Source organism: Ferroplasma sp. Type II (assembly GCF_000496155.1).
Map to the genome: position 1 here is coordinate 16,774 of NZ_KI542729.1, position 15,920 is coordinate 32,693.

Here is a 15,920-nt window from a genome sequence, read left to right on the forward strand (position 1 = left end):
TCATAAATTAACTACTTTATCAAATATTTTGTCTCTGTTTCTGGCAACATATTCATCCGTGCATAAATAAAGGCATGCCATATTCTGCAAAGTTTTGAGCCGTTTGGCATATTCTGCAATTTCCTTGACCTGTGCGGGATAAATGGAAAGGTCAATAACCAAAATATTTTTACCTGTAATGAATGCAATGGATATCATAAGCTTGTACAGTTCTAAAACTGGGATATCTGCTGGAAAATTTTCATAGGATCCCTCTATATATGTGATGCCAGTTAGATTCGCATAGTTTTTAATAATTTTCAGAATCTCCTTTTTCAATATGCCTTCACTATAAGGTCTTGCAATTCTGAATCCCATAAAGTCAAAATCCTTTTTTCCCATTTTTTTCATGGATTTTTGCATTTTATGTGTTTCTGCATCATGCCTTCTTTCTATATTCGCTTTATATATCTCTCCTGTGAGGCTGTCATAATTAAGTCTGTATCTGTAATAATCCCTCAGCATAACTATATCAGCTAGATTCACCCCTGTTTTTTCACCTATTATGAGGGATGCCAGCAAATTTTCTCTGTCTGCAGACCCAGAAATAAGGATTTTATACATTTCACCGTTGACATGTAGAACGCCAAAATTCATTGATGTTGTTATTGTATAGGCCATTTTATCATGTGCAGCATCGAAATCCCTTATAATATCCCTTATCTCAGTAAGCTTAATCATTTCCCTCCTTATTATTGCATTAAGGATTTCTATCCTTGCCTGGTAGGGTATAAAATCAAGTACCTGGTTGGATACCTTTATTTCCGGGTCAAAAAGGTCGGTGGGATTGGATGGAATAGAAAATATGTCCCCCATCAGGTGTGCCGTCATTCCTATTCTGTTTCCATTAATTCTGAATTTCCTTATTTTATTAATCAGTTCTACTATATCTGTTCCATTATGATACAGCTTTCCTGATAATTTAATATCATTGAATATGTTAAAAACAAACAGTCCGGAAATTATGGAAATGTTTTTGTTTCTGGAATGTATGAGTACATCACAGTTTCCTCTGAGCTCGAGATTTAAATGGTTTATTACTGTACTTTCACCAGATTCCACTCCAAAATCAATGAATGAAAGCAGGCTATTTTTCAAATTATTTTCAGCTTGCTGCATTGTCCAGGCCTCCGTTTAGCTCATAGCTTAAAAGAGCTGTGAAACCAATAAATACTGTAATAAAAACTAAGGGAAATATTATAATCCACCACACTCCAGAAAACAGGTAGGTGCTGACATTTCCACCAAGGTTCATGATATTGCCTATATCCAAAACAAAGGGGTTGCGGAAGTAGAATCCGAAATATGTTATTATTGTAACTACGCCGGTTATGGCGCCCAGATCTGTGATGAAATATGGTGTGAAGCTGAATAATAACTTTTTATAATCATAAATTTTTCCTTTTCTGAACCATGAGTCAAAAATATCCAGAGCTCTCATCACATAGAATGGAAACCAGCCGATGGAAATTGCAATGATGATTCCCGTTTCTGTTCCCCTTGCTATATAGAGAACCAGGAGCATAACCAGTATATATGGTGCACTTGTGGCAATTTTTGTCACATATATTATTAATTTTTTATAGCCCTTCCCAATAGCGGCAGCTGAGTAACCTATTGCAATTCCCATTGAGGCAGAAATTACCAGTGATGCCAGCATTATTGTAAAATCAAATTTCAGTGATCCAAGAAGGGCAGGAAATAATAATATGCTTTCATATGTAGTTCCCATATACATTTTCCAGCCACCGGTAAATGAGGGTGGAGCAGGTATGATGCCTGTACCTCTCCTGAAAACCAGAAGGCTGGAAAGACTGTGGACACCCATGTACTGTGGGTATACAAGATCCAGAACAAATGCAAGCAAATACAGTGCAATAACGCCGGAACTTATACTATAAATATGCACCTGGAATTAATTTTCATGCCTTGCCTCCACATTAATTATGTCTATGATCAAATCAAATATAATAATTATAATAGACAGTATAAATAAACTGTACAATCCGCCCATAAATCCAAAATCATAATTCAGAAAGGAATATACAGCAAATTCACCAAGATTCATATATGAAAATATGAAACTTGTAAGAACCATCCCACCCACGAATATAAGGAATACAGGTTTAAGCTCATTAAGAATCCTCGGGCGGATCCCCCTTTTTATGTATAGTATATAATTATCTCTGAAAGCATCCCTTGTGATTCCTGCCCTCATATAGCTTCTGTTATATTCAACGGAGGTTTCATGGCTTATATATACACTCAGGTATATGGTAGTAGGTATAACCAGCGCCATAAATGGCAGTGCCATATGCTTCAAATAATCGAGCAAAGTTCCAGTGGAATGGTGTATAATGCTGTCGATAACGATTATATTCGTTGGAGTTGTTACGAATATCCCATTACCGGTGTAGGAAACCCAGTTGTTTACTATAATAGCTCTTCCCGATAATATACCACTGAATGGAAGCCATCCCAGTACGCCCGAAAAAACTGTAAGAAGTGTGAGCCCTGATACAAGGTAGAGAAATAGCAGTGGAAATATATTCATGCTCAACCTCCCTATTATCCTGAATGCAGTTCCGGAGTAGAACCCTATAATATATGAAATAATATAGGAAATAGGGAATGTAATAACCAGAAATACAATGGTTTCTGGAAGGATCAGGGATATGGAACTTCTGACACTTCCAGAATAGAATAAGGTATTTACGTATCCGACTTTACATGTAATCAAAGCATATAGAAAATAAAAATACTGGAAAAAATCATTTTCATTTAAGCCAAGTACATTTATGGAACTGCCGGGGAAATCATTTTTTAATATATTTTCTGGAACAAATTTATAGGCCAGAAATAAAAATATGGTTAAACCTATGAATATAAGAAAGTATTTTATGAAAATATTTATGATTCTTGACCCACGCATTATATATTGCTAATAAAAAGGATAAATTTAAATCTTTATGTCAGACACCAAATGTCCTGTCATCATTCCATGCAGAAGTGAAATATGTCATAAGCACATCGTCAACGTACTGATCACCGATGAGAAACTGCCTTTTTCTCACACCCTCATACTGAAATCCCAGCTTTCTGTAAGCCTTTATTGCGTCGACATTACTGGAAAAAACTTCCAGGTTTATTTTATCAATCCCCTGTTGTTTTGACCATGAAATTGCCTCTCCTATCATTCTGGTACCAATATGCATATGTCTGTAATCCCTTTTTACGGCAATTCCAAGGGATGCTGTATGCCTGTTTTTTCTGTACATGCCTCTCTGAATTGTAGTTACACCAACAATTTTTCCATTTACTTCGCAGACAAGTGTCAGATCATCCTTATTTTTGAGCCTTTCCTGCTCACCCCTTTCAGTCAATAAATAATATTCACTTACAAGATATATTTTTTCATCCATAACGCTCTGCATGCATTCTATGATTCCTCTAGCATCTGCAGGAACGCCCCTCCTTATTGCATAGTTCCCTTCGGACCTGGTTCTCTTTAACATCATGATGACTCCAGAATGTTCTTTAGCTCCCTGTATATGTTTTCTATGCTTTCGGAACTCTCTTTTGCGGCTTTAAGTATCTGGTCCTTATTGCCAAGGAAGTCTGATGTTAAAATTGCGCCCTCCCTTGAGGCCTCTATAATTCCCTCATGTTCCAGTATTCTCAAAGAATACCTGATTTTATGCTCTGGAATCCCTGTTTGCTGTGACATTTTTATAATACCCAGTGGTTGTTCCATAAGCAAAGTCTTTATGATCGTCATGTGCCGCTCCAGAGTTTCTATATCTTCCCTGATTTCCTTAAAAATTGAGTAATCATTCATGATAATAAATAACAATGAGTTATATATTGTTTTTTAAAACAATCCAATTCAGGAATTTTTTATAATTTCTGAACTGTAGAGAACTTTATCCCCGTCTGTAATAGTAAATTTTGCAGTGGTGTCAAGTAAATTACGTATTTTCTCAATCCGTTCCCCAATATACTCATCGTATTTTTCCGGATTTTTTGAATTGGCCTTAATTTTTAATGTGTTATTGAGTAGTGCAATCTGGAGTTTTATTTCAAATTGTTTCCGCTCCTCAAAGCTGTTTATGTCAAAAACTTTTACCATTTAGCCCTTATTACTTTATTATTTTATTAATTTTTCTTATTTATGGGTAATCACACAGGAAAACAATTATGCATAACCATGTAATTTGGAACATATGTTGCAGATCAAAAAAATTAATGAATATCAGTATGAAATTCCCATGACCGGCAATATGAAGGTTCCCGGTACAATTTATATAAACGAGGATCTGCTTAGGAACTTTACTGATGATGAACCTCTAAAACAGGTAATGCATGTGGCATCTTTGCCGGGTATAGTAAAAAGTTCAATGGCAATGCCAGATATACATCTGGGCTATGGATTTCCCATAGGAGGTGTTGCCGCATTTGATTACGATAATGGCATAATATCTCCAGGCGGTGTTGGATATGATATAAATTGTGGTGTATCACTGATAGTCACAGACATAGATTATGGTGAGGCAAAAGACAAAATAAGCATACTCTTAGATGAAATATATAAATCTGTGCCTGCTGGAATAGATAATAAATCCAGCTTCCAGATCACCACCGAAGATGAAAATGAAATCATGGCATCCGGTATTGAATGGGCATATAACAAAGGCTATGCAACCAAACATGATATGGAACGGACAGAGGAAAATGGCAGTATGCCATCAAATATTTCAAGTGTGAGCGATAAGGCCATAAAAAGGGGAAAAAATGAGCTTGGAACACTTGGTGCCGGAAACCATTTCCTTGAAATCGACCGTATTGATCAAATAATGGATGGCATCAAGGCAAAAAAATTCGGCATAAAAAACAAAAATAACCTTGCCATAATGGTACATACAGGCTCCAGAGGACTTGGACACCAGGTTGCCACAGATTATTTAATGCGGCTTAATGAAGAAAGTGACAGTATAAAAAGTGATGATGACAGACAGCTCATATCGGCATATATACATAGCAGAACTGGTGAGGATTATATGAATGCCATGAATGCTGCAGCGAATTTTGGGTTTGTGAACAGGCAGATCATTACATATAAAATCAGAAAAGCATTCGAAAAAATATTCGGAACAGACTTTGAAAATATGGGGATAGAAACACTATATAGCCTTACACATAACATGGCAAAGGTGGAGACGCATGTTGTAGATGGTTCCAGGAGAAAATTAGTTGTCCACAGGAAGGGTGCTACCCGTGCTCTACCAGCACATGTTTGTGGCGGGTATTTTAACGATACCGGGCATCCAGTCATAATCCCTGGAAACATGGCTGGGCCTTCCTATGTGATGGTAGGGCTTCCAGGAAATGAAGATATTACATTTTCCAGTTCCTGCCATGGAGCCGGAAGGGTTCTAAGCAGAAAAAGGGCAAACGAGCAGTTTACACAGGATGGCGTGGAAATGGAATTAAGGTCACGGGGCATATATCTCCGCGCAACAACAAAAAAAGCTATCATAGAGGAATCACCTGAAAGTTATAAAAACATTGATGATGTGGTTAAGGTAATCCATGGTGCAAAAATAGCTGCACCCGTTGCAAAGCTTATTCCTGTGGCTGTTATGAAAGGATAAGAGTTATCACATCATTGTTTTTCCCAGAACTGCATTTATATCCCTGACCTTTGTGTAAAGATTCCTGAACTGAGGCACTGTAAGCTGCTGTGCAGAATCGCTTAGGGCTTTGGATGGATCGGGGTGGACTTCTATCATAAGCCCGTCTGCTCCGGCGGCCGTGCCTCCAAGGGCAAGGGGCTCAACGTATCTGTTTACACCGGCAGGATGGCTTGGATCTATTATCACCGGGTATTCTGTTTTTTCATGAAGAACAGGAATAGCTGATATATCAAGCGTAAACCTTGTGGATTGTTCAAATGTCCTTATTCCCCTTTCAGAAAACATGATTTTTTTATTTCCATTCATGGAAAGATATTTTGAAGAGGCTATAAGCTCATCCACTGTATTGCCGAACCCTCTTTTTAAAAGTACTGGTTTATCCTGCTTGCTTATTCTTTTAAGCAGTGAAAAATTTTGTGAATTCCTGGATCCTATCTGCAGAATATCTGCATATTCCTCCACCAGCGGAAGGTCTTCTATGTCCATAACCTCAGTTATAATTGCCATGCCTGTGGCCTCACGGGCCTTTGCAAGTAACTTTAACCCCTTTTCTCCAAGTCCCTGAAATGAATCCGGGCATGTTCTTGGCTTGAATGCCCCGCCTCTCAAGACATTAACACCTATTCTTCGCAAATCCTTTGCAACGCTAATAATCTGTTCCTCACTTTCAACAGAGCATGGGCCTGCTATCATAAGGAATTTATCATCTGTAAGTCTTAAATCGTCATTTATTTTTATATCAACCATGTTACCACCTTATCACATCGCCGGAAAGCAGGGATGACCCTATCAGCAATCCCTGGTATTTTTCTATGTGTAAATTATTGATATTTTCCGATGTTATTCCGCTTTCCAGTACTATTGGAAGGCCGTATGACTTGAGTTTGTCATATACTTCCATGGAATTGTCCTCCATCCTTAATGTTTTGAGATTTCTTCTGTTATATCCAAGGACCACGTTCTCATCCGGGAATATATTCTTTACACTCTCAGGATCATGCACTTCAATCAGAGCCTCCATTCCTAGCTTTTTTCCATACAGCACCAGTTCCTTTATCATGGTATAGTCCAGGAAATCACATATGAGCAGGTAGGCATCACCACCGGCCATATATGAAGATTTTATCATCCTTTCACCGGAAATAAAATCCTTAATCAGGATTGGCTTGTTATAGCATTGCACGGACATGGCATCTAACTGGTTACCACCAAAGTATTGGGGCTCCGTTAAAATACTGATTCCAGCGATAGTTCTCTGTATACTATTAAAGTATTTAAGTATATCAGTTTTGAATTTATTGCTGAAACCTGATGGAGATTTCCTTTTATACTCTGCTATAATTCCAGGGCCATTATGGCTCTCAGTTAATGCCTTTTTTAGGCTTATGGTTCCCCTTTCCCGCATATTAAACTCTAGAAGCTTCCTTTCATGGTTCTTGCTGTATATGTCATCGACTATCATAGGGCATCTACAAAATTTTTGAATATCTGCTTCCCATACTCTGAATAAAAGCTTTCAGGATGGTACTGGACACCAAAAAATTTTCCATCCTTTGAATGGAAACCCATTATTTCTCCATCAGTTTCTGAAAAGGCATCCACAATTATTTTCGTGCTCCCCTGCAGTACAAGGGAATGATATCTTATGGCAGTAAACTTTTCCGGTATGTTCCTGTAGAGGAATGAATCACCATGGACTATAATATCCGGCTGTCCATGCATTAGCCTTCTGGATAAAACTATGCTTGTTCCAAGATAATATCCAAGTATCTGGTTGCCAAAACACACTCCAAGGAATTTGGAGTCCCTGTTATTATCTATAAATTCATAGAGGTTTCCGCGATCGTCAATATTTTCTGGATTTCCGGGCCCCGGAGATATTATATAACCATCATATTGTTCTATATCCTTTAGATTATTGTTTTCCCTCACATCTACATGGACATCAGGCGAACTTACATACTGGTATATGTTATAAACAAAGGAATCATAATTATCAATAATCAATATTTTTTTCATATATTCCCCCTGTTACCGTTAAAATTTTTGAGTAAATCTCTGCAACTTCGCTGGCAGGAACAGAATCCTTTACTATGCCAGCCCCGGCCTGTGTATAACTCTCACCATTTATTTTGAACATGCTCCTGATTAAAAGCGCAAGATCCATTTCTCCATTGCCAGCTATGCCCAGTGCACCTGCATATGCACCACGGGGCAAATCTTCATATTCATTTATCAGTGAAATTGCCTTTTTCTTGGGTGCACCACTCACTGTTCCGGCAGGAAATACGGATTTTAGGATATCTCCAGGGCCGGAAGATTCCAGTTTTCCTGAAACCGTGCTAACTATATGCATTACACTTGCAAACTTCCTGATCTCCATTGAACGCATGACTTCAACTGTTCCGGGGTAACAAATCCTGCCAATGTCATTTCTGGCGAGATCTACTAACATTCTATGCTCCAGGAGCTCTTTTTCATCATTTTTCAGATCGTTCTCAAGATACCTGTCCTCCGATTCAGATTTGCCTCTTTTTCTTGTTCCAGCCACCGGGTAAATAGTTATTGTACCATCTTCAACTGAAAGCAAGTTTTCAGGAGAGCTCCCTATTACTTCCATGTCACCGAATTTATAGTAATAAACATAAAGAGACCTGTCATTCATCAGAAATTTTTTTAATATATATAGGGGGTCATATTTGCCCAGATCAAACCTACGTGACAGGACAATCTGAAGCAGATCTCCTTTCTTTATTCTTTCAATGGCATCTCCTATTTTAGCTTCCAGTGCCTCATCACTGAACCCATCTTTTACCATTGTCGTTTGTTCTTTCTCTCTTCTGTATGTGCCAGTCAATTCATTATCTGGTATTATGTATGAGATCTTTGGCCACATGGATCTTTTCAGTTTAATATCAGGATAGATATCGTCAATGAAATCATATGATACTATAATTGGAACATTTAATCCACCCTGTATTATACTGAGAAACTGGTTATTCATATGATCAATTGCATTGTTGTATATTTTTACCGGGTCCTGGCTGGAAATAAAAAGCCTTTCTCTTCCAGTTGCCCTTTCATCGTCGAATTTGCAAAAGTAGGCAAAATTTTTATTTTCAAATTCACTGATTCTGTCTAACAACATGATATTCACCGATTTTTCTGAAAAATATATCCATCTTCTGGTATGATTTCTTTCCAATGTATTCTTCCAGGGAACTGCTCACATCTATCAAATCCGGATGTATCTCAAGGAGTTCCCCTATATTGTTTGAATCTATTTTTCCTGCAATGCCTATTCTGCTCAGGGGAAATTCTATTAGCTGTTCCTTTCTTTTTGCGATTCCAGTTCGATCCTCAAGCAGAACATATTCTGCCCCGGCGTCTATATGTGACGCTATTTTTTCCCTTATGTGTTCTTCATGGAAATCTATTACAGAAATAACATTTTTATGGAACCTTTCTCTGGCAAACTCAACATCCGCAGCAGAGTGAATGAAGTGTAACTGTATATAATCCTCATAACCTGCCTGTTCAGGCATGGAGGTATATACACCTACAATCTTTGAATCCGGGTGCTTAGTCTTTATTTCTCTTATCAATTCCTGGCTACCATGGCGTCCAATCTTAGGATCAAGTATAACTCCTACGAAATCAGCTCCACTCTTAATAGCGTAATCGGCGTCACCGATTCCTGTTATGCCACAAATTTTAACTTTCATTGGCACACCTCCTTCAGTTTTTCAATGGCCTTTCCACTTTCTATGTAATCCATGGAGATGCCGTATGCTTCCTCAAAATTTCTACGGACGCCATTCAACATCACTGCCGGAACCGCATTTAGGGCAATAAATCCTGCAACATCCTTGTTTTTTCCTGAAAGTCCAGAAAGCAACATTTCAAAGCTTTTAACTGGATCTGGTGTTGAGATATCTTCAAGTTTTATATGCCGGCCTATAATATTTTCCGGATCAACTGTTTGCTTTTTGACACCGCCATCTACCATGTAAAGTGTGCTTGCAACTGTTGGTGACAGCTCATCCATGCCATCGGATGCGTGTACAATAAAACCTTTCTTTCCCTCCTCCATTATCACCTCTGAATACAATTTAGCGAGTTCCTCACTGTATGTTCCAAGCACAACTAGTTCTGGATTAAGTGGGTTTGTCAGTGGGCCCAGTATATTGAATACAGTTCTGAAACTTAGCTGCCTGCGGGCAGATGAAAATTTTGCGAAGCTTTTGTTGAACTCTGGTGCAAGAATATAAACGTAATTTTTATTCAAAATATTATTTAGAATCGTGTTTTCATCCATTTTGAAATTATAGCTCATATATTTCATAAAGTCCGCACTGCCATGGTGGCCTGTAACCCCAAAATTTCCATGTTTAGCCGTTTTTATTCCCATAGATGCCAGCAATATACTGACTCCCGTACTGACATTCACAGTGTTTTTTCCATCCCCGCCGGTTCCAACAACATCCGTTAATTTTGGGTATCTCACTTTGATTGTTGACATTTCCCTCAGTGCCATGGCGAATCCCGCAATTTCAGCCGGTGTTTCGCCCCTGTTATGAATCTCCGTAAGGAATGCAATCTTCTCACTGTCTGGACGGTCAATAATTTTTTTCATGGTGTCTCTGGCAGTCATAATCTCACTGTTTCTGGTTGTATAACCTGTATTACTCATCAAGAACACCTCTCATTTTGTTTATATAATCCACAAATCCTTTCTCATCATTTGTGTCGATCATCTTTACTAGGTATGTTCCTATTGCCACACCTGACCCACCATTTTTCATGAGATTTTTTATATCCTCATCTGTTTTGATCCCAAATCCGTATGTAATTTCCCTTCCTGGCAATAATTCATTTATCCTCTCAGTCGTGTAGTCCAGTTCATATGGTATATCAATACCGGTGGATGGCTGTAATCCGTAATAAATCCATGAATTTGTTATGGAAGCTATGTCCTTTATTATAGAATCCGGTGTGGCTGGAGAGAAAAATGGTATATATTCAAAACCTTTTTCAGTTAATTTGTTAATTATTTTCTTTCCCCTCACTGAAATAATCTATAATCAGGTCAGGTATTATTATGCCCGAAAAATTTCTTTCCTGAAGACAATCAATAAAACTGTCAAACCGGTTCCTTATATCAGAGTAATATGACAGGGAATACATTTTTATGTTCTTTTTGTGGAAATATTCAAAATATTTACTGTATACCTCATCGGAAAAATTGCTATTCCCCACATTATGTGTTTTTCTGATTACTGGGCCATCATATCGTGGATCATTTGAGGGAAATCCAAATTCTATATAATTTATCTTATCAGCTGGTATTATATCAAGAAAATGTGTTAACGTTTCATTATCTGGATATCCAAGGGTAAAATATGGTATAAGGTTCCTCATTTTTTCTCACCGAATATAGAAAGGTCAAGATATCCATGCCCACTGACATTCACAACAATGGTTTTTTTCTCGTCTCTGTGGGCTTTTACATAACTTATCATACTTGCAATGGCATGGCCAGATTCAGGTGCTGCTATTATTCCCTGGGTGTTTGCAAATATTTTAAGTGCATCTTTTACCTGTTCCTCAGAAACCTCATCGCTTTTAATCCTGCCCTTATTGATCAGTAGTGATAAAGACGGTGATGCACCATGGTATCTTAATCCCCCGGCATAAATTGTGGGGGGCACAAAATCAGCTCCAAGGGAATACATTCTGACCTCTGGAAGAATTCCAGCCGAGTCCATAAGGTCATATTTGTAATTACCCTTGGAAAACTTTGGTACTTCATTTGCAGTTGTTGCTATGATTTCTGTATCATCACCATCAGGAATAAACGGAAAGGTGAAGCCACCGAAATTGCTTCCACCACCAACGCACCCTATTAATACATCCGCATGCTCGCCTATCAGTTCAAGCTGTTTCTTTGCCTCCTGCCCTATAACGCTCTGGTGTGTAAGTGCTACGTTCATTACGCTTGCAACCATGTATCTATAATCATTATCAAGTGCATACTCAACAGCTTCACTAATGCCAATTCCCAGTGTTCCAGGTGTATCTGGATGTTCTTTCAGCATCTTTCTTCCATATGCTGTCAGATTAGAGGGGCTTGCAACTACATTTCCATTGTAAAGGTTCATGACAGTTTTTCTTAGAGGTTTCTGTTCAAAGCTTATTTTAACCATAAAAATTTGCGCTGGCAGTCCATAGAGCGAGGCTGCAAGTGCAGTAGCCGATCCCCATTGACCTGCACCGGTTTCAGTTGTCACACCTTTCACACCCTCCTTCATGGCATAATATGCCTGGGGTATTGCTGTGTTTATCTTGTGAGAACCTGTTGCTGTTGCACCCTCATACTTATAATATATCTTTCCAGAATAGTTCAGTTTTTTTTCAAGGTTTCGTGCCCTTACAAGAGGTGTGGGCCTCCCTATCTGCTCGTATTGATCCATAACCTCATCTGGAATTTTTTCATACCGTCTGAAGGTGAATTCCTGCTTTAAAACCTCCTTAGGTAAAATTTTATTGAGCAGGTTTATTGATGAAATATCATTTTTTGAATCTCTTGGCGGCGCCAATGGTTCAGGAAGATCAGGAACTACATTGTACCATTTGTCTGGCATTATTTCTTTATTCATTGTTGTAATCATAATATCTACATTAATACGTATTATTTAAGCATTATTGATTATTATAAATGTATTTATATTTAAATTATTACCTGTATATTAATATGCCTGCAAATAAAATAATAATTCAGGAACGATGAAATCACTACTAATTACGCATCGGATTATGGCAGGTTTTTTTATAAATAGATTGTATGTATGTGGAAATGTAATAACAATTATCTTATAATATTATATCCCTAATTGCAATATACACTTATGGAACCCGAGATATTTATCAACTTTAAGCATTATGACAATGCCGTTGGAAAAAATTCGGAGAAACTTTTGAACGATTTTAATTCCATAAGGAACCAGAACGGTTTATATTACTGCATATCCCCTACGGATCTTTGGCTGCAAAAATCATTTCCTTCACTGAAAATTTTTGGACAACACGTTGATTCAAACAGTTATGGTGCGTATACCGGATCAATTTCTATGGAATCTATGATCGACATAGGTATAAAGGGATCACTTCTGAACCATTCCGAAAAAAGGATAGGAAGCACAACAATAGAGGAAACCGTTAAAAAATCAAAAAAACTGGATTTTGAAATAGTTCTGTGTGTTGAGGATCTTCATGAAGTAGAAAAATACTCTAATCTGGAACCCACATACATAGCTTATGAACCTCCAGAGCTTATTGGAGGAAATGTATCAGTATCATCTGCGAAGCCGGAAATAATAGCCCAGGCAGCAAAGGCATGTAATGGGAAAACAAAACTTCTTGTTGGTGCCGGGGTAAAGACCAGAAAAGATATAGAAGTATCTATGGATTTGGGCGCTTCTGGAGTTTTAATAGCTTCTGGAATTATAAGAAATACGAAACCAATAAATATGTTAGTTTCATTATCGAATAACAGGTAGACCTATGGCAACTCCCAAGAAAAATGAAGAACCATTGTTTGAAGAACCAAAATTCGATAAAAGAGAATACTTATCCTATGAGAGGGAAAGAGCAAAGGCCATAATGCTTATTTTTATAACTGGCGCACTGATAGGGCTTCTATCTGGTGAACTTGAAATTTACGGTTACTGGTATCTTGCCATAATATTGATAATAGCAGTAATATACTTTTTAAGAAACCTCGTAAAGTTATTTAAAATAGCGATTCCAAAGCAGACATCCCATAAATTGCTGATGTATCTTGAACTGATAATTACATGGTTTGTTTTCTGGATTATCGCCCTGAACCCACCACTTCATGTTGCCTCTGGTCCTGAGGTAATAAACCTTGAGTACTTGCATAATGGCAACTGGACCAAACTAAGTGAAACAGATAAAGAATATGAGCTTGCAACCGGAGATAATTACAGTTTAAGGTATTACACTGATTATAAGTATAACATAACAAATATCACAATAGAGGAACATGGTAACCTTATACCTAATACATACAATCGTAGTACGGGATATGTATACTTTAACGTCACTGCCCCATCGCCGGTACATACAGTTAACACTATTTATGTAAACGAAACCTCCCGTGTATCAACCCATACGGAAATCAAAATAATTGCTGAATATTCTATATAATTATTGTGAGCCATCTCATGCCAGGGTATAGAGGCTTCCTCTTTCACTGGCAAAACTTATACTTACATATGAACTTATATTAAATCCTTTGAGTATATAGGAATCTTCATCAGACTTAAAGCCTTATTTAAGTACTTCTCTCATTTCCCAAATTAACTTCTATAGGAATAATATTTCAACATTCTTTCCAAAAATTCATCCGCATCGTAAACTCAGTGGTTATATTTCTGGCAGGTTGAATTGTAAATAAATATAAGTTTAACAAAAATAATCAGTAAAAAATAATAGAAAAATACATAAATACATTTGTGTTTAAGGATTGAGCAGGTGTGGTGTAGCCTGGTAGCACGGAAGCCTTCCAAGCTTTCGACTCGGGTTCAAATCCCGGCACCTGCACTTATTTTTTTATTTTCCAGGATTTAGATAGATTTATAATTGCAGGTAATAGTATCCTTCGGCCTGCTTCTTTATTATCTCTTCCACTGCAGCAGGTACTATTCCAATTCCTGCATCCCTATCAACATCCTCCTCGCTTAATTTCATCCCTTTTAAAGTGTTTTTGCACGCATTTATTTTCACACCAGAATCAATAATCTCTTTAACCTTAGGGATGAATTCGCTTCCCTTAAGAAGTGTTTTTACCGCAGACCTGTTGAATACCACTTCTATATTGGCATCAGGCATAGAATTCTTAAGGTTTTTAATCTGATTTAGAATGGTATTTGCCATGGAATAATCATTTCCGTTTATAATTACATTATACATTGTTAAAAATTATATAAAGATATTTAGTGTTTTCTCTAACCAACTTTTCTGATGCATAACCACTGATTGTGTACATAATTATACGTATTTATAAATTACAGGTCTTGATCTACCCACTTTATCACTCGGGCATGTGGAATTAATTGGACAATTTTTATTGTAAATATAATTTATATATCATGACTTCACATCAATTTTAGTTTCGTTGCTCACAGAATAGCATTTTTTAACGTTTTTCAAATATTATGGTGTGGGCGCATCAATACTTTATCATGCTTTCCAGCCTCATTGTTTTCAGTATGAACTCGGAGATGCCTGATTTACGTTCCAGTCTATTGTTACACTCATTCCCCTTGCTGCATAGTTGAGATTTGTATCAATCAGGTATCCTACTATGGATATAGGGGAAACAGGTTCATTATGTAAATAAATTTCATTGTATATGATTGCAACAAAGAGATATGCCATAAGTGAGAATAACGTATGCACTTTTTATTGCCCTTATGTCCCACGATAAAGTTTACAGTATCTCCGAATGCAATTTTCTGGTGAATATACAGTATATAGAGTGGAACCTGCACCATAGCTTTTCAGTACAATACCATTGAGCCCCTTCTCAATAGTCTCTGAAATATTTGCTACTGTACCCCGACTATTAGAGTGAAAAATCTAGTATAATTCAGTGTTTCTAAGGATATTGTATCAGATATGTGTAAAGTCACACATTAAGTATTTTAATCTCTGGCTTTATATAATAAGTTTTTCCATTCAGATAATCCATATAATGGAAATAGCCATGTGTTTTATCAATTATTTTCAAATTTTTTAATGTTGCATTGATGTTATATGAATAATTATCTATATTTTTTATATTTTTGTTTTTTGTGTTCATAATTATCATTATTTTTAATGTGGAATTTTTATTATTTACTTTTATATTACCAAAATTATATTTTGAGGTTTGTGTGTTATTTATAAATAAGCGTGAAGACTCACCGCACACATTTCCATGCACGATTTTTATGCAGTTAGAATTTGGGTATTCTAATTCCATATAACCACTTATTGATATGCTATCATTTAATATTCCTGTATTATTTAAATAATTAAATTCACCTTTATTTTCTATGGATTTATTTTTATATAACGTTATACATGGATAAACATTTAAATATCCATCTGGGACATTAATAA

21 protein-coding genes and 1 tRNA gene are annotated in these 15,920 nt (G+C 36.9%); 4 read left to right on the plus strand and 18 right to left on the minus strand.

Annotated features, from left to right (window positions below):
* The 6 genes from AMDU4_RS07725 to AMDU4_RS07750 are packed head-to-tail and all read right to left on the minus strand — an operon-like array spanning position 1 to position 4,168.
* Positions 1-1,158 carry a hypothetical protein gene (locus AMDU4_RS07725; protein ID WP_021787425.1) on the minus strand — a complete coding sequence of 386 codons (1,158 nt, stop codon included), beginning with the start codon at positions 1,156-1,158 and terminating at the stop codon, positions 1-3.
* Complete coding sequence (locus tag AMDU4_RS07730) at positions 1,145-1,948, minus strand: hypothetical protein (RefSeq protein WP_290704611.1); 804 nt, start codon at positions 1,946-1,948, stop codon at positions 1,145-1,147. The genes AMDU4_RS07725 and AMDU4_RS07730 overlap by 14 nt, the downstream gene beginning before the upstream one ends.
* Positions 1,949-1,954: 6 nt before the next feature.
* Positions 1,955-2,971, minus strand: a complete 1,017-nt coding sequence (locus tag AMDU4_RS07735) for a peptide ABC transporter permease (protein WP_021787427.1) — start codon at positions 2,969-2,971, stop codon at positions 1,955-1,957.
* Between the two features lie 40 nt (positions 2,972-3,011).
* The gene (locus tag AMDU4_RS07740) at positions 3,012-3,557 is read right to left on the minus strand and encodes a GNAT family N-acetyltransferase (protein ID WP_021787428.1); all 546 of its coding nucleotides are present in this window, start codon (positions 3,555-3,557) and stop codon (positions 3,012-3,014) included.
* Complete coding sequence (locus AMDU4_RS07745) at positions 3,554-3,877, minus strand: hypothetical protein (protein WP_021787429.1); 324 nt, start codon at positions 3,875-3,877, stop codon at positions 3,554-3,556. Before AMDU4_RS07745 ends, AMDU4_RS07740 begins: the two co-directional genes overlap by 4 nt.
* Positions 3,878-3,925: 48 nt before the next feature.
* On the minus strand, positions 3,926-4,168 hold the full coding sequence (locus AMDU4_RS07750) for a hypothetical protein (protein ID WP_021787430.1): 243 nt from the start codon (positions 4,166-4,168) through the stop codon (positions 3,926-3,928).
* A 94-nt stretch (positions 4,169-4,262) separates the two neighbouring features.
* Here AMDU4_RS07750 and AMDU4_RS07755 point away from each other — a divergent pair, with 94 nt between their 5' ends.
* Positions 4,263-5,690: an RtcB family protein gene (locus tag AMDU4_RS07755; protein ID WP_021787431.1), complete on the plus strand. Its 1,428-nt coding sequence runs from the start codon at positions 4,263-4,265 to the stop codon at positions 5,688-5,690.
* A gap of 6 nt (positions 5,691-5,696) precedes the next feature.
* Here AMDU4_RS07755 and aroF read toward each other — a convergent pair whose 3' ends face one another.
* From aroF to AMDU4_RS07800, 9 genes are read right to left on the minus strand one after another with little or no spacing between them, the layout of a single operon-like run.
* The gene (gene aroF / locus AMDU4_RS07760) at positions 5,697-6,479 is read right to left on the minus strand and encodes a 3-deoxy-7-phosphoheptulonate synthase (RefSeq protein WP_021787432.1); all 783 of its coding nucleotides are present in this window, start codon (positions 6,477-6,479) and stop codon (positions 5,697-5,699) included.
* A 1-nt stretch (position 6,480) separates the two neighbouring features.
* Positions 6,481-7,194 (minus strand): indole-3-glycerol-phosphate synthase, encoded by a 714-nt coding sequence (locus AMDU4_RS07765; RefSeq protein ID WP_021787433.1) that lies wholly within the window; start codon positions 7,192-7,194, stop codon positions 6,481-6,483.
* Positions 7,191-7,751 (minus strand): aminodeoxychorismate/anthranilate synthase component II, encoded by a 561-nt coding sequence (locus AMDU4_RS07770; protein WP_021787434.1) that lies wholly within the window; start codon positions 7,749-7,751, stop codon positions 7,191-7,193. Before AMDU4_RS07770 ends, AMDU4_RS07765 begins: the two co-directional genes overlap by 4 nt.
* A complete protein-coding gene (locus AMDU4_RS07775) occupies positions 7,729-8,880 on the minus strand; it encodes a chorismate-binding protein (protein WP_021787435.1) in 1,152 nt (383 codons plus the stop codon). The genes AMDU4_RS07770 and AMDU4_RS07775 overlap by 23 nt, the downstream gene beginning before the upstream one ends.
* A complete protein-coding gene (locus tag AMDU4_RS07780; protein WP_021787436.1) occupies positions 8,858-9,457 on the minus strand; it encodes a hypothetical protein in 600 nt (199 codons plus the stop codon). The genes AMDU4_RS07775 and AMDU4_RS07780 overlap by 23 nt, the downstream gene beginning before the upstream one ends.
* Entirely contained in the window at positions 9,454-10,425 is a 972-nt protein-coding gene (trpD, locus tag AMDU4_RS07785; protein ID WP_021787437.1) for an anthranilate phosphoribosyltransferase, read from the minus strand. The genes AMDU4_RS07780 and trpD overlap by 4 nt, the downstream gene beginning before the upstream one ends.
* Positions 10,418-10,801: a tryptophan synthase subunit alpha gene (locus tag AMDU4_RS07790; RefSeq protein ID WP_021787438.1), complete on the minus strand. Its 384-nt coding sequence runs from the start codon at positions 10,799-10,801 to the stop codon at positions 10,418-10,420. The genes trpD and AMDU4_RS07790 overlap by 8 nt, the downstream gene beginning before the upstream one ends.
* Positions 10,779-11,153: a tryptophan synthase subunit alpha gene (locus AMDU4_RS07795; RefSeq protein WP_021787439.1), complete on the minus strand. Its 375-nt coding sequence runs from the start codon at positions 11,151-11,153 to the stop codon at positions 10,779-10,781. The genes AMDU4_RS07790 and AMDU4_RS07795 overlap by 23 nt, the downstream gene beginning before the upstream one ends.
* Positions 11,150-12,403: a TrpB-like pyridoxal phosphate-dependent enzyme gene (locus tag AMDU4_RS07800; RefSeq protein ID WP_021787440.1), complete on the minus strand. Its 1,254-nt coding sequence runs from the start codon at positions 12,401-12,403 to the stop codon at positions 11,150-11,152. Before AMDU4_RS07800 ends, AMDU4_RS07795 begins: the two co-directional genes overlap by 4 nt.
* Positions 12,404-12,640: 237 nt before the next feature.
* Between AMDU4_RS07800 and tpiA the strand changes: the two genes are divergently transcribed.
* The 3 genes from tpiA (at position 12,641) to AMDU4_RS07815 (ending at position 14,357) form a co-directional block, all read left to right on the plus strand.
* Complete coding sequence (tpiA, locus tag AMDU4_RS07805; protein ID WP_021787441.1) at positions 12,641-13,291, plus strand: triose-phosphate isomerase; 651 nt, start codon at positions 12,641-12,643, stop codon at positions 13,289-13,291.
* 4 nt (positions 13,292-13,295) lie between these two features.
* Positions 13,296-13,961, plus strand: coding sequence for a hypothetical protein (locus AMDU4_RS07810; protein ID WP_021787442.1), 666 nt, complete (start codon positions 13,296-13,298; stop codon positions 13,959-13,961).
* 323 nt (positions 13,962-14,284) lie between these two features.
* A tRNA-Gly gene (locus AMDU4_RS07815) sits at positions 14,285-14,357 on the plus strand.
* 33 nt (positions 14,358-14,390) lie between these two features.
* On the opposite strand, the gene AMDU4_RS07820 is transcribed toward AMDU4_RS07815, so the two are convergent.
* The 3 genes from AMDU4_RS07820 to AMDU4_RS07830 form a co-directional block, all read right to left on the minus strand.
* Entirely contained in the window at positions 14,391-14,726 is a 336-nt protein-coding gene (locus AMDU4_RS07820; protein WP_021787443.1) for a DsrE family protein, read from the minus strand.
* 294 nt (positions 14,727-15,020) lie between these two features.
* Positions 15,021-15,194: a hypothetical protein gene (locus AMDU4_RS07825; protein WP_021787444.1), complete on the minus strand. Its 174-nt coding sequence runs from the start codon at positions 15,192-15,194 to the stop codon at positions 15,021-15,023.
* Positions 15,195-15,444: 250 nt separating this feature from the next.
* A partial coding sequence (locus AMDU4_RS07830) for a hypothetical protein (protein WP_290704614.1) occupies positions 15,445-15,920 on the minus strand: 476 nt, incomplete at its 5' end.